At 67.6% G+C, this 14,270-nt stretch carries 14 protein-coding genes; 4 read left to right on the forward strand and 10 right to left on the reverse strand.

From position 1 onward, the window contains the following. The 4 genes from JNB50_RS02090 to lspA form a co-directional block, all read left to right on the forward strand. Nucleotides 1–329 (forward strand): transposase (locus JNB50_RS02090; protein ID WP_208038474.1); only part of this gene is annotated, 329 nt, incomplete at its 5' end. A gap of 261 nt (nucleotides 330–590) precedes the next feature. Further along, nucleotides 591–950, forward strand: coding sequence for a helix-turn-helix transcriptional regulator (locus JNB50_RS02095; protein ID WP_021758374.1), 360 nt, complete (start codon nucleotides 591–593; stop codon nucleotides 948–950). Beyond that, nucleotides 947–2,854: a cation-translocating P-type ATPase gene (locus JNB50_RS02100; protein ID WP_021758373.1), complete on the forward strand. Its 1,908-nt coding sequence runs from the start codon at nucleotides 947–949 to the stop codon at nucleotides 2,852–2,854. The genes JNB50_RS02095 and JNB50_RS02100 overlap by 4 nt, the downstream gene beginning before the upstream one ends. Beyond that, nucleotides 2,851–3,384 (forward strand): signal peptidase II, encoded by a 534-nt coding sequence (lspA, locus tag JNB50_RS02105; RefSeq protein ID WP_021758372.1) that lies wholly within the window; start codon nucleotides 2,851–2,853, stop codon nucleotides 3,382–3,384. Before JNB50_RS02100 ends, lspA begins: the two co-directional genes overlap by 4 nt. A gap of 39 nt (nucleotides 3,385–3,423) precedes the next feature. Here the strand turns inward: lspA and JNB50_RS02110 are convergent, their stop codons facing one another. The 10 genes from JNB50_RS02110 to JNB50_RS02155 form a co-directional block, all read right to left on the reverse strand. Further along, nucleotides 3,424–5,385: a hypothetical protein gene (locus JNB50_RS02110; protein WP_021758371.1), complete on the reverse strand. Its 1,962-nt coding sequence runs from the start codon at nucleotides 5,383–5,385 to the stop codon at nucleotides 3,424–3,426. 7 nt (nucleotides 5,386–5,392) lie between these two features. Beyond that, nucleotides 5,393–5,728: a helix-turn-helix transcriptional regulator gene (locus tag JNB50_RS02115; protein ID WP_021758370.1), complete on the reverse strand. Its 336-nt coding sequence runs from the start codon at nucleotides 5,726–5,728 to the stop codon at nucleotides 5,393–5,395. After that, on the reverse strand, nucleotides 5,725–6,741 hold the full coding sequence (locus tag JNB50_RS02120; RefSeq protein WP_021758369.1) for a tyrosine-type recombinase/integrase: 1,017 nt from the start codon (nucleotides 6,739–6,741) through the stop codon (nucleotides 5,725–5,727). The genes JNB50_RS02115 and JNB50_RS02120 overlap by 4 nt, the downstream gene beginning before the upstream one ends. Nucleotides 6,742–7,010: 269 nt before the next feature. Then, on the reverse strand, nucleotides 7,011–7,454 hold the full coding sequence (locus JNB50_RS02125) for a single-stranded DNA-binding protein (protein WP_208038475.1): 444 nt from the start codon (nucleotides 7,452–7,454) through the stop codon (nucleotides 7,011–7,013). A gap of 93 nt (nucleotides 7,455–7,547) precedes the next feature. Next, complete coding sequence (locus JNB50_RS02130) at nucleotides 7,548–8,033, reverse strand: hypothetical protein (RefSeq protein WP_179603910.1); 486 nt, start codon at nucleotides 8,031–8,033, stop codon at nucleotides 7,548–7,550. Then, nucleotides 8,030–8,434, reverse strand: a complete 405-nt coding sequence (locus JNB50_RS02135; RefSeq protein WP_179603911.1) for a hypothetical protein — start codon at nucleotides 8,432–8,434, stop codon at nucleotides 8,030–8,032. The genes JNB50_RS02130 and JNB50_RS02135 overlap by 4 nt, the downstream gene beginning before the upstream one ends. After that, complete coding sequence (locus tag JNB50_RS02140; protein WP_243767934.1) at nucleotides 8,434–10,239, reverse strand: type IV secretory system conjugative DNA transfer family protein; 1,806 nt, start codon at nucleotides 10,237–10,239, stop codon at nucleotides 8,434–8,436. The genes JNB50_RS02135 and JNB50_RS02140 overlap by 1 nt, the downstream gene beginning before the upstream one ends. Beyond that, complete coding sequence (locus JNB50_RS02145; RefSeq protein ID WP_208038476.1) at nucleotides 10,236–11,684, reverse strand: ATP-binding protein; 1,449 nt, start codon at nucleotides 11,682–11,684, stop codon at nucleotides 10,236–10,238. Before JNB50_RS02145 ends, JNB50_RS02140 begins: the two co-directional genes overlap by 4 nt. Nucleotide 11,685: 1 nt before the next feature. Next, entirely contained in the window at nucleotides 11,686–13,218 is a 1,533-nt protein-coding gene (locus tag JNB50_RS02150) for an SCO6880 family protein (protein WP_208038477.1), read from the reverse strand. A 3-nt stretch (nucleotides 13,219–13,221) separates the two neighbouring features. Further along, entirely contained in the window at nucleotides 13,222–14,265 is a 1,044-nt protein-coding gene (locus JNB50_RS02155) for a hypothetical protein (protein ID WP_208038478.1), read from the reverse strand. Nucleotides 14,266–14,270: the final 5 nt, after the last annotated feature.

Consider the following 14,270-nt stretch of genomic DNA (forward strand, 5'->3'; position numbering starts at 1 on the left):
CCGAGGCGCACGACCACCTTGACACCGCCCGCGCGGACATCCTCGCGTTCACCCAGTTCCCCGACGGGCTCTGGTCCCAGATCTGGTCCAACAACCCCAACGAGCGCCTGAACCGGGAGATCCGCCGCCGCACCGACAGCGTCGGAATCTTCCCCAACCGCGACGCGATCATCCGTCTCGTCGGTGCTGTCCTCGCCGAGCAGACCGACGAATGGGCCGAAGGACGCCGCTACCTCGGCCTCGACATCCTCGCCAAGAGCCGCCTCACCCTCATCACGGACAACAGCAAGGAGATGACCGACCAGCCCGTCCTCGAACTCAGCGCCTAACCCATCACACCGAAGGACACCGCGCTACACCACCACCAGGGACTTGACCGGCGTCGACGGTAAGCGGACGTGGCGAGGCACATTCGACCGGCGTCACGTTGGCGCAACTCGCCATCTGAGTCCGACGAGACCTTGGTTGCTGCCGGGTGAGGGGAGAACGCTACCGGAACGCGCTACTGGTAGCTCCGATTGTTGCCGAGTCGCGTATTCGAGGTTCTCGACTCTGAATGATTAGTCAGCGCCTGCTGTATAGTTCAGTAGATGCTGACTATTGCTTCACGCCTCGACGTCATGAACCGGCTCGGCCGGGCGATGGCGGACCCGACGCGTTCCCGGATCCTGATGACTCTGCTCGGCGGCCCAAGCTACCCGGCCGTGCTCTCGCGTGAGCTGGAGCTGACCCGCTCGAACGTCTCCAACCACCTCACCTGTCTGCGTGACTGCGGGATTGTGGTTGCCGAGCCCGAGGGGCGGCAGACGCGCTACGAGATTGCCGACCCGCATCTCGCGGCGGCGCTGGCCGCGCTTTTAGATGTCACGCTCGCGGTGGACGAGAACGCGCCGTGTGTAGATGCGTCGTGCACTGTGCCGGGCTGCTGCGGAATCGGGGCGGGCGCATGAGCGATGTGACGAAGTCCCAGGTGGAGGGCGTCGAGCGCGACGATGACGATGATGACCACGACGGTCCTTGGTGGACCGATCGCGGGATCATGGTCCCGGTGCTCTCCGGCGTCGCGTTCCTGACCGGTCTGATCCTGGAGTGGTCCGGGATGGAGATCCCGGCGCTGGTGGCGTTCTGGATCGGCCTGCTGCTGGGTGCGTCGACCTTCACCCCGGGCGCGATCCGGAAGTTGTTCAAGGGCAAGCTGAGCATCAGCCTGCTGATGACGATCAGCGCGGTCGGCGCGGTCATCCTCGGGTATGTCGAGGAGGCCGCCGCGCTGGCGTTCCTGTACTCGATCGCCGAGGCGCTGGAGGACAAGGCGATGGACCGCGCCCGCGGCGGGCTGCGGGCGCTGCTCAAGCTCGTCCCCGAGACCGCGACCGTCCGCCGCGACGGCGTCTCGGTCGAGGTTGCCGCGAAGGACCTCCAAGCAGGGCAGCTGATGCTGGTGCGGCCGGGCGAGCGGATCGCAACCGACGGCGTCGTCCGCACGGGACGTTCCAGCCTGGACACGTCCGCGATCACCGGGGAGTCCATCCCGGTCGAGGTCGAGCCCGGAGACACAGTGTCGGCCGGTGCGATCAACACCGCCGGGGCGTTGGAGGTCGAGACGACCGCGGCGGGCACCGACAACTCGCTGACCACGATCGTGGAGCTCGTGGAGCAGGCGCAGGCGGAGAAGGGCGACCGGGCGCGTCTCGCGGACCGGATCGCGCGCCCTCTCGTCCCGGGTGTGCTCATCCTCGCTGCCCTCGTCGCGATCATCGGGTCGCTGCTCGGCGACCCGGAGCTGTGGATCACCCGCGCCCTCGTCGTGTTAGTTGCGGCGTCTCCATGTGCGCTGGCGATCTCGGTGCCGCTGACGGTGGTGGCCGCGATCGGGTCGGCGAGCAAGTTCGGCGTGATCATCAAGTCCGGTGCCGCGTTCGAGCGTTTCGGCGTGATCCGTCACGTCGCCGTCGACAAGACCGGCACCCTCACCCGCAACGAGCCCGCCGTCACCGCCGTGCTCACCGCCGACGGCATCACAGAGGAGGAGGCGCTGGCTTGGGCTGCCGCGCTGGAGCAGCACAGCACCCACCCCCTCGCCGCCGCGATCACGGCCGCCGCACCGGGAGCCGCCGCGGCCGAGGGTGTGACCGAGCAGGCCGGGCACGGCATCGAAGGCACGCTCGGCGGTGCGCGGATCACGGTCGGCAGCCCGCGCTGGCTCGACGCCGGGACGCTCGGAGACCGGGTCGCAGGGCTGGAGGAGCAGGGCATGACGGTCGTGATCGTGCACCGCGACGGTCTGTCCGTGGCTGCGATCGGCGTCCGCGACGAGCTGCGCTCTGAAGTTCCGGAAGTGGTCCGCACCCTCGCTGCCCAGGGCGTCGGTGTCACGATGCTCACCGGCGACAACGCCCGTACCGCCCGCGCGCTGGCCGCGCAGGCCGGGATCGAGGACGTGCGCGCCGAGCTGCGCCCCGAGGACAAGGCCGCCGCGATCGGCGAGCTCGGCACGCACGGGCCAGTCGCGATGATCGGCGACGGCATCAACGACGCGCCGGCCCTCGCGGCGGCGGACATCGGGATCGCGATGGGCGCGACCGGGTCGGATGCCGCGATCGAGTCCGCCGACGTCGCCTTCACCGGGCACGACCTGCGCCTACTGCCGCGCGCGTTCGACCACGCCCGCCGAGGACGGCACATCATCAACCAGAACATCCTCCTGTCGCTGCTGATCATTACTGCCTTGCTCCCGCTGGCCCTGTTCGGCGTCCTCGGTCTCGCGGCCGTGGTGCTGGTGCACGAGATCGCCGAGGTCGTCGTGATCCTCAACGGCCTGCGCGCCGCCCGGACGCGGAAGGTCAGCGCGTGACCGCGCAGGATGTCGTTGTTGTCGAGAAGACGAGTGAGTCGTCCAGGGGCAGCGGGCGGGCGCTCGGTGTCACCCTCGCCGTCGCGGTGCTCGCTCTGGTGATCGACCAGGGCTCCAAGGCCCTCGCGGTGGCGCAGCTGACGCAGGGTGAGCGGATCCCGCTTCTCGGTGATCTGTTCGGCCTGTCGCTGGTCTACAACCCCGGAGCCGCGTTCTCGCTCGGCTCCGGGGCCACCTGGATCATCACCCTCATCGGCGTGCTCGCGTCCGCCGCGGTGGTCGCCTTCGCCGTGCGGCTGCACGGCGCACGGTGGGGTCTTGCGTTGGGACTGATCCTGGGAGGCGCGGTCGGCAACCTCGTCGACCGGCTCGTGAACCCGCCCTCGTTCGCGCGCGGGCACGTCACCGACTTCCTCGCCTACGGCGACCTGTTCGTCGGAAACGTCGCCGACGTCTTCGTCGTGGTCGGTGTCGGCCTGGTGTGCCTGAACCTCCTGCTACCGATCGCGCGCGAGACGCTCAACGGCTGAGGACGTCAAGGAGGTCGTGGGCCAGGCCACCCACTCACTTCAGCCGGGCACTGCGCGGACCTTCGGGTAGTCCGACCAATCGCCGCTGGCGAGGCGCGACCACGCGGCCGCGGATGCTGGTGTGATACCGAGCAAGTCGGAGACGATCCGGGGGTGCATCTGACGGGTGAGCTCGATCAGGGCCGTGGTCCGGGCGCTCCCGGAGCGGAGTCCCTCCGCACGGAGACGGCGGCTGATTGGCCCCGGGGTCAAGTGCAGCCCCGGGTTTCTGCCAGGGAAGAGCCACCCCTCGGGATGGCGCATCGATGCGTCGACGAGGTCGACGATCGCGTTCCCGAGGGCCTCGGGGAGTTCGATCGGCTCGGTTCCGACGGTGAGTTTCACCGGGCGGGAGGTCGCGTCGACCTGATCGCGGGTGAGGGTGACGATGCGGGTGAGCTGGATACCGTAGAGGAGCACGAGCAGGCCCGCGGTGCGGGTCCTCGAGTCCATGTCCGCGTCGGTGAGGAATCGGCGGGCCATCTGCCACCGATGGTCGGACTCGTAGTGCCGGCCCTCGAGGCGACTCATGCGGAACTCGACGCGGAGGGTGCTCAGCCGGTGCCGTCGCAGCCAACGAGTGAATGGAGCCAGCGCGTCGCGCTGGCTCGGCGAGTCGGTGAGAAGCGCGTCGAGGCGGCGTTGCGGGAAAGTGGCGATCGTCTCGTGCTGCGATCGGATCTCGTGAAGGAGCGCGGCGCAGTGCTTGAGTGCTGCTCGTTGCCGCTGGAAGCCGACGGCGGGGCTCGATGGGCTGCGGGACACCGCCCGGAACGCACGGGTCGAACGGAGCAGCTCCCAGGTGCAGTACCGGCGCAGGATCAGCCGGTCCTCGGCATGCTCGACGTTGGCCAGCCATTCCTCGAGCCAGTGGTCGAAGCGCGCGGCCTCGACGTCGAGCTCCGGCAGAACGCCAGAGCGGACCAACAGTGAGAGGAGGAACGCCGCGGACTGCCCCGACCTGGCTCTGATGATGATTGCGTCGGCGGCAAGGGGCAGGGTCCCGTCTGCGAGCTCGCTGAGCACGGCTGCGCACTTGCTCTTGTGCAACCACCGCTCGAGCGAGATCGCTTTGCCATGGTGCGTGATCAGGTAGTCCGCGAGAGGTTGTAGTTCCGCACGGATCACTCCAGTGTCGTCGGCGAGGAGCCGGCGGATTGCGATGGGCCGGCGGCACTCGACGCACAGGCGGTGCTTGCGGACCTCCTCGATCGAACCGCAACCAGGACACGCCATCGTGACCGGGGTGCCCGCGCAATCGGCGCACACCTTCTGGTCGTTCATGAACCCGGTGAGGAACACCTTGCGCCCGCACTCCGGACAGGGCTGCGGAGTGCGCATCGCGTAGTAGCAGCGGGCGCAGACGCGTCGCCCGTCGAGGTGGGACGCGACTCTGCCGGGCTCCCCGCAGACCCCGCAGGTCTTGATCGGCGCGGTGTAACAGGCCAGGCAGACGAGCTCGGGGCGACGGACGACGATGGTCGCGTGCTGACCACACCGCGAGCAGTGGCCGAACGAGCGGGGGTCGGCGCGCCAGCATTCGCGGCAGTACCGCTTTCCGCTGATGGTGCGCTGCACTGGCCTCTCCCGCCCGCATGTCGCGCACGCGACGGATCTGGCATTCCTCTCGCACCGGGAGCAGCGACGTCCGCCGCTCGGCGTCTTGTGCGGCATGCGGACAGCGCGCCCGCATGTCTCGCACGTCGGCAGGACGACCCGGCTCGCCCCTTCCGCGATGAGCGCGTGCGCGAGGTCCTGGACCGTCACCGGCACGTTCTGGTGACGGCCTTCGAGGACTCCAGGCTGCTTGAGGAGGGCAAGCTCAAGAAGGCGTTGCGTGAGCGGTACCGGAGCGACTGTGCTCACGATCTCGGCGAGGCGTTCCGCCGGGATCTCGAGCGCGCCCCACTGGATGAGCATCACGACTTCCGCGACCCTCGGCTCCTGCGGCAGCTTGGCCACGACGGGCCTAATTCGTGCGTGGACGGCGGATCGTCGCGCGAACGGGGCGGAGATCACCGATTGACCCGCGCGTCGCCTCCTCGCCCACAGCCACCGGGGCCGCGGCCTCGCGGCGGGTGATCGTCACGAGATCGTCGAGAGAGCACCCCAGTGCGTCACAGAGCGCGGCGAGGACGTCAAGACGCACCCGCTGCGGCGGCTGCGTCACCAGCCGATACACCTGCTCCCGGGAGAGGTCGATGCCGCGCTCCTCGAGCAGCGGCTTCAGCTTGGAGGTCTGGAAGATCCCGCGCGACGCCATCACGCTGCGCAGGTTCCAGCCAGTCTCGAGTTCAACGGTCATCCCGCTTCTCCTTCGATGAGGGACTTCAGCGCCTCCGCGAGCACCCGGTTCTTGTAGTCCGAGCTGACAGAGGCATAGATCGAGGTCGTCGACGCGTGCATGTGCCCGACCTGCTCCTGGACGAAGCGCTCGGCGTAGCCGAACTCCAGCAAGTGCGTGACGTAGGAATGTCGGAGGCTGTGCAGCGTCAGATCCTTCGACAGGCCGGCCTCGTCACGCAGCTCCGCGAACCTTCGGTCGAGGTAGCCGGCGGACAGGCGCGTGCGGCGCTCGGTCACCCAGAGCGCGTCGAGGTCGTCGCCGGGAGCGAATCGCTCCCGAGCCTGCTCGAGCCATTGCTGCATGCCCGGCACCCACCAGTCGAACTCCGGCACCAGCAGCACTGTACGACGACGAGGCGCACCGCCTCCCGCGGCCTTCGCCCACCGCACGTGGATCGCGCCGTAGCGCCGCCACTGACGCATCTCGGCGTTGTGGTGCAGGTCGACGGTGTCGAGCATCACCGCCTCGGTGCGGTGCAGCCCGAACGCGTAGACCGTCTTCAGCAGCTGCGCGTCCCGCAACGCCCCGAGCGCGCCCTTCCGCCCGGAGTTCACAAGCAGCTCGACACGGGCGTCGGCGGTGTCAAACAGGCGCTCCACCTCGTCGTAGGTGAACGGGCGGCGCTTCCCGTCGCCCTCGAACTCGAACCGGTGCGCAACCGTGTTCCACGGCAAGCACACCTGCGACGGGATCTCGCTGAACTCCCGTTCGCAGATCTCCATCCAGTCGTACAACGGGTTCGTCAGGTAGTCGCAGAACCCGCGGATGGCTCCATGATGGTGGCGCAGCGTCGACAGGGTCAGCGTGCGATCGGTGGCTTCCCTCGTGAAATCGTCGACGTCCGCGACCGTCCACTTCCACGGCGGCTTGTCCACGAAATCCCGGAACCGGAGCACCGTCGCCGTGCGGTTCTGAATCGTCTGCTCACGGAGCCCGCGTGAGAGCTGCTGATTCCGCCAGCCGTCCATCATCGCGTCGAAGACCTGCTGCTCCGGGTTCAGTCAATATGGAATGTCCGATGACACCTGGACCCGCGCGACGAAGGAATTGGAGGCATTGGGGCTTCTGACGATATCGATCGAGTCCTGGGGCGACGACGAGCGGATGCGGCGGGTCCGGCGGAGGTATCTACTTACCGATCTCTCTAGCATTCCAGGGCCAAGCTGATGCAACGCGGCGAAGCCCCATGGGGCACGCGAAGGTGGGGTGGCCAAAGGACCACCCCACCTACTGTTTCGGACTAGACAACGGCCGGCGCTCGCCCGGCTGACGCGACGGTGGCGACTGGCCCGGTCACGTATGTGTCCGGGCCTTCAGCTTTTGGGGCGCGGCGGATGACTTCCGCGGTGGTGTAGCGGAGGGAGGGGCCGACGCTGTCGGCGACGACTTCGGTGGCGGCTCGGGGTTCGCCGGTGGCTTGGTCGGTCCAGTGGCGGAACTCGAGGTTGCCGTTGACGATGACGGTGTCGCCTTTGGCGAGGCTGGCGCGGACGTTCTCGGCGGTGCGGCCGAAGACGGTGGTGCGGTGGTACTGGGTGTCTCCGTCGACCCACTTGCCGTCTTCGAGCTTGCGGTCGGTGACGGCGACGGTGAACTTGGCGAACTTCGTGCCGTTCTGGGACTCGCCGTAGTCGGGGTCGGCGACGAGGTTGCCTTCGATGCTGATCGGGACTCGTGTGCTCATCTTTCTTCCTTTCCATTTGGCGGCCATCTGTTGGGTCGCTTTCACTTAGAACTTCCGGGTCGGGCTCGGAAGATGCGCGCAGAGGGCGCGCAATCAGCGGCGTTCGGCTTGCGGATTGGCGTGGCTCTGGCGAATCCAATCGGCCCACTCCGTGGGGATTGTGTCGTCGCCGGTTTGTAGGAGTTCGGTGTGGCCGTTATGGCATTCGCCGTTGTACCAAGTCGCCAGTCGGGGCAGCGCGACGGCGAGGCGTTCGTGCCAGCCGATGGGTCCGTAGCCGGCGTCGAGGCTGTCGTAGGAGACCAGCCAGGCGGTGTGCAGGGCGGAGAGTTCCTCGACGAGCGCGCCGTGCTTGAACCAGCAGGGCGGGATCTTCCTCGGAGCGATGTTGTAGCGATGGGTGAACCAGACCACCCAGCTCCGCAGGTCGGTCCAGACCTGCGGGGCGTCCTCGTCCTCCAGGGTGCGCCAGTTGATGACGCGGATGCCGAGCATCCCCGGAGTCTGCCGGGGCGCTTGGTCTTCCCAGCCTGCGGCGAGGGAGGCGACGAGGTCGTCGAGGGGGATGTCGTCGGTCACTGCTGCTCCAGTGAGGCTTCGATGTAGTGGGCGATCTTCGCCCGTAGCCGGGCGATGGCTTGGAGTGAGGCGCTCCGGCGGGAGACGAACCCGGAGAACACGCGGTCGCGGTCGATGAGCTGGTGAACGTATTCGTGGCAGCGCGGATGCAGGGCCGTCAAGTCCTCGTGCTGCTCGTGGGCGGTCCAGCCGTGCGGGGTTTGAGTGACGCCGCGGTAGTCGAGGTGGTGCAGCTCGAGGCTGCGGGCACTGCCAACGCCGAGGCAGAGGGCGCAGCGGATGGTGCCGTTGCGGGACCCTTCCTCGAGGAACCATCGGTCGCGGCGGGCGAACCAGGCTCCCGAGTGCAGGTAGTTGGTGCGGTAGGTGTTGTCCCGGGCGGGACGGCGACGGTTGGACATCAGTTTCCCTCCCCCGCTGATCCTCGGCGATCGAGCGCGGCTTGATACTGTTCGGCGAAAACGACCTGCTGGTCGAGCTCGGTGAGCTTCTTGCCCGCGCTGACCTGTCGGGCGTCATCGCGATCTGTCCACCCCCGTAGGTCGAGCAGGATCCCGCGCCGGTTTCGGTAGGCGAGCAGCCCGACCGTTTCGGGCATCCGGCGAATCTCGTCGAGCGTCATGACCGGCACCTTCTCGTTCTGCACATTCGTGGACGATCCGTTGTCGTTGTACGAATGGCCGGTGTTCCGGATCCGACGGTTCCCGAGAAGCGATTCGATGTCCCGCAGGTGGTCGACATCGGACGCACCACCGAGCAGGAGCTTGGCCGTCGCGGCGGACCAGATCGTGTCAGCCTCGGATCGCGACCAGGCCGTCTCGGCCTGGGACAGAGCTTGGAGGACGACGATGGTGGAGATGCCGATGCCGCCGCCGTCGGCCATGATCCGCGGCAGTGCGGGCCAGGAGAACATGTTCGCGATCTCGTCGAGGATCAGCGCCAGCGGCAGGTCGAGCCGGGAGCCCACTGAGGCGAGTGCCTTGCGGCGCGCGGTCTCCACGATGTCATCGAGGACCGCTCCGAGGAATCCGCCGACCGACCCGGCTCCTGCTCCGGTGCCGACGAGATAGAGGCTGTTGGAGCCGACGAGGAAGGCGTCGAGGTCGAACTGCTCTCCTGGCCCGGGTGTCATCGCCTTCCGGATTGCGGGGATTGATAGTGGGCGGAGTGCGCCGAAGACTCCGAACCAGGAGTTGGCCAGCAGCTTTTCGTCGCCATTGATGATCGCGTCTAGGTCCTCTGACCAGCCCGGCGTCCCCTGGTTGGCGAGCACACCAACGGCCTCGAGGGCGAGGCGTGGGTTGGAGCCCCAGCGGGCGAGGGCGTCGGTGCCCCGCCCGGAGACGGCGGCCGCGTGCAGCAGTCGCGAGAGGACGGAGGAGGACACCTGCGCCCATTCCTGGTTCGTCTTGGATGCGCCGAGCGCGGTGCCGGCGATAATCGCTTGCCCACGCTGATCCGCGATCAGGGGATCCTCGCAGCCAGCCACTGGGGAGATCCGCAGCGCGGACCGAATACCGGTGAGTTCCTGCGGGTCGAACACCGTGACGTCGCCTACCCGAGCGCGCTCGCGCATCGTTGCCGAGAGGTTGTCGTTGCGGGTGGACGTGGTGATCAAAGGCCCGTCCCAGTCGAGGATGGCGTTGATGATGAACCGGTAGCCCTTCCCGGACCGGGGCGCGCCCTCAACCACGATCGAGTCCTCGATCGACACGTAGACGTCCTGCCCGTGGGCCCGCCCGACCTTCCAGCCCGCGGCCGACGGCGCGGGGTTGGCCACCGACGGCCGAAGGGTCTTGGCGCGGTGAAGAGCGGTGCGTGCGGAGGTGTGCTTGCGGACTTCGCCGGGCTTGGCGAGCCCGTCGCGGCCTCGGAGGTCGTTGATGAAGTGCCGGTCCGACTGCCGGTAGCGAAGCCACCAGACCACCCCAACGGCGATCGCGGTCAGAAGGAAGAAGACGGCCAGCAGAGCGAGGACCCGGATGAGGGTGACAGGCACCACGCACCCCGGCACCAAGCCGAAGCCGGAAACGTCTCCGCCGATGGCCAGTTGCAGACCGGCGAAGACGGTGCCTGGCTGGCCACCTGCGCCGCATGTTGCGGTGATGGTCGCGCTGGCGATTCCGGTGGTGAGGGCGCCGGCAATGACGATGGCGAAGAGGCTGTAGAGGGCGAGCTGCGTCCAGGAAGCGCCGTGGGTCCTCATGCTCGTTCACCACCCATCGCGTCGGTGCGGAAGATGCCGAGTTCGTAGTCGGTGCAGATATTGCGGACCTTCGCGACCCGGTCCTGGCCAATCTGCCAGAGCCCCTCCCCTTTATGGAGCTTGCGGACCAGGTCGGCCTGAGTGTCGTTCCAGCCCAGGATCTCCCGCGACCTCGCGATCTCCCCCGAGTGCTGCGCGTACGAGATCCGGGTCTCACAATCCGCGAGGAGCCCGAGCGCCCGTGAGTGGAGTGCGCTGTTGCGGTCACCGAGCGCGTCCAGGTCTGCGACGCGGTGGAGCAGATACCAGTTGGAGGTGCCGAGGTGTCGCGCGATCTTCTCGTCCTCGACCCGGTCGGCGAGGCCGTCTCCGCCGGAGACATCGTTCAGCAGCTCAACGGCGGCCTCCTCGTGGATGATGACCCGCGCCTGCCTATTCGCGCCGAGGGAAGAACGGCGGATCCAGTTCGCGGTCGCCAGCCGCGCTAGGGCCTGCGCTTCCGGCGATGCCCCTTTCAGCGCGGAGGTGTCGACGACCATCATCGGGGCGTCGGCGTCGAACCGGACGGTGGAGGGTCCGTCGAAGAACCCGGTGAGATCGCCGGAGACCATTCGCCGCAACGAGTGCGCCAACCGGTGGCCGGCCTCGACGACCTCGAGCGGCTGGCTCTGCTCGGGGTCGACGAGACGGTCGTAAACGTGGGTGATGGTGACGGTGGACTGGCCGCGGAGGGCGTCGAGTGCGACGTCGAGGGCGGTGTGCTCGACCGGTTCCAGGTTCCCTCCTTCGCGGAGGCGGCGGATGATCGTCTTCACTGTCGCGCGACGGTACTGGAGCACGTTCAGGTTCCAGTCCTCGTCCGAGAACGAGGGATCCCGTGCGCCTTCGTCGAGGAGATTGATCCGGGCAGCCTTGCCCGGGCCGACGCTGATCGACTTCCCGCCGACGTACGCAGCGACGCGCAACCACTCCCCGTTCGGGTCGTGCGGGACGGCGATCTTGCGCCCCAGCCTGGCAAGTCTTGAGGACCAGGACTTGGCGAGCATCGACTTGCCTGTCCCCTTCACCCCGAGGATCGCGACCGAGTGGGAGCGGACGGCTTCGGCCGAGTAGGCGTCCCAGGGGTCGAAGCAGAACGGCGCCCGGGAGAGGAGATTTTCCCCGATGTACGCGCCGGTGAGGATGTCCCCGGTCTCGGCCAAGAACGGGTATGCACCACCCAGCACTTTTGAGGAGCACCGGTGTGCTGGTGGGGTGGCGCGCAGTGGGCCGCGCAGGTTGTGCGGCTGCTTCCACCCCCACGCCGGCATCTTCGACGCCGGCAACTCCGCGGATTGCAGCTTCCAGGCGGAGTTCTTGTGGGTGGAAGCGGTCTGGCGGTGGCGTCCGTTGGCTCCGGGCTTCTCATTTGCCGGGATCCGGCCGATGACAGCTGACTGCTTCATGTCATTCCCCTTCCAGCGGCACCGTGAGTGCCGCGGTGACGAACCCGGCGGCCTGCTGCCCCGACATCGACGCCAGCACGAGACGTGCCGGGTGCGACGCTTGCTCGATGTCGGTCCGGGCCTTGGCGAGGGCGTCCTTGGACTCAGCGGAGATCGTCACGAACCCGCGATACTGAACATCCCCGAACCCATCGACAAGGTCATGCTCCCGCACCGCCAGGTCCTCCTCCTCCCGTAGATGAGTCAGCGGAATCCGCGACGACAGCTTCATCCGAATCGTCGCTGCGGTCTCCATGTCCGACTGGGCCCGATTCAGCTGGGCCAGCGCCTTGTGCGTCGCCACCGGCCGCACCTGCAACGTGATCACCCGGGTCGCGTCGCCGGCGTAGAGAAGTGGCTCGAGGAAACCGGTGCGGACGTCGGTGCGCGGCCACTCGGCGACCCAGAAGGTCTGGTGCCAGGACTCGTCTACCCGCAGCGCATCCCAGCCCTCGTCGATCCCCATCACCGGCGACGGCGCAGATACGATCCCGGAGTCCTGCTCACGTCGCGTCGCGGCGGCCACGGGGTCCGCCGACAGGGCGTTCAGTTCGTCGAGCTCCTCCGAGGTGAGCCATCCGGCCGGGGTGAGTCGGGCGTGCTCCATCGACGTCTCGATGCCGGCGACCCTCTCCTTGAGCACGGCGGCAAGCCCCGTGAGCCCTTTCCCCGCGTCCCGGATCGCGCCGTTGAGTGCGGCGGTGTCGAAGGTGAGGGTGATGTAGTTCGTGAACCCCATCGATCTTTTCGAGGCCGCCCGGGTCAGCGCCCAATACTGCTCGCGCAGCTCGGCGGTGACCTGCGGGTCGTGCTCGTTCTCCCGCACGACCAAGTAGTCGCGCAACTCGTTCGAGGAGGCCCGGTCGACGCGGATCCGGATCGTGGTCTCACGGACACCGGGCAGATTCTCCAGCGAGCTGAGCCATTCCACGAACCCGTCGTACGCGGCCTCCTGGGTGCCCTTGTCGCGCAGCGCCCACGCCTTCGATCCGACCTTCACGGTGACGGAGGCAAGCCGGCCGCGGGCGTTGTAGATGAAGCCGCCTGCACCGGGGATATGGACGATCTGCACGTCCCCGAGCGCGCCAGGGAGGAGGAACTTCGAGGTCACGACCGGGGTGACCGCGGCGACCTGCGCGTGCCCCACGTCGAGGGAGGCCACGCTCACGCGGAGCCAGACATCTCGGCGGAAGATCGTCTGGCCGGTCAGGCTCCTGCGCACGTAACGCGCCGCTTGGGCGACGATCACGATGACCGGTTCGCGCCGGTAGGTGGCGAGGGCGAAGAACACCACGACGGCGACGATCGGCAGCATCGCCCAGATCGCGTTGGTGTCGATGAACAGAGTGGAGAGCAGGACCGCGACAGCGGCGCCGATCACGACCAGCTGCAGGAACGTCAGCCCGAGGAAGATCCCTCGACGTTCCCGGGCGGCGAAGCGGACCCGAGGCGCGCCCTCCTCGGTGATGATCTGGTCTGCAGTGAGGGTGGTCATGAGCTATCTCCCAACCTTGACGACTCGTGCCGCAGTGCGGACGGGTGCGGCCGCGGTACTCGCCCGCGAGAACTGGTCGCGGACGGAGAACCGGTGATGGAGAGCGGTGCCAACTTCAGCACCGGCGAACGAGACGAGCTTGGTCGCCCACAGCGGGCTGAATGAGGCGGCGATCACCGCCCCGGCGGCGACGAGGATGACGCCGATACTGAGGCTGGCCTTGGTCAGCTCGACCGCCAGAAGGACCACGCCGGCGGCCAGGGGTTTGGCGATGAGGAGCCCGACGGAGAGATTCAGCCAACGTTGCGCCCAGGCGGTGAGCTTGGGCTGGCCGATCATCATCAACCCGACCGGAGCCATCGCGGCCAGGGCCAGGAGCCCGAACTCGCGGATCGACATGGCGATGAACAGGAACAGCGATGCGATCATCATCAGTCCAACGATGAGCAACGCCATCACGTATTCGCCGACCGAACCGGGACCCTGTGCCCCTTGTGTGGCCATGCCCCAGATGACGCCGTCCTGGGAGAACTGCATCGTCTTCATGACCGCACCGTGGATCTGCTTCGGGGCGTCAAAGAGGCCGACGACGCGGAGCAGGCTTTGGCTCAGGTCGCCGCCTTGGACGGCGGTGGTGAGCGCGTGTGTGATGTCGTCGGTGATGCCGGACGCCTTCTGCATCCCCCACACGCAGATCGCGCTGAACGGGATGGCGAGCGCGGCGCCGGCGGCGGTGCGGCCGATGCGTGACCAGTCCTGAAGAATCATCGCGATGCCGATCTGGACCAGCGCGACGATCAGAATGACCGGGGCGGTGACCGCGATCCAGAACAGGAATTGCGATTGGGCGATGTTCCAGCTGCCCTGGTCGATGTTGGTGTTGAAGGAGCCGGCGATCATGGTGGCGATGAAGTCGCCGAGGTTCTTGATCGTGGAGCCCATGAACTGGGCGACGGTTTGGGATGCCTGGCAGCCGAAGTCGGCGACGAAGCAGCCATAGTTCGGGGTGAACGGATCCGGCGGTGCGGATGCGACAGTGGCGATCATGATGG

Source organism: Leifsonia sp. TF02-11 (genome assembly GCF_017565305.1).
Lineage (GTDB): Bacteria > Actinomycetota > Actinomycetes > Actinomycetales > Microbacteriaceae > Leifsonia.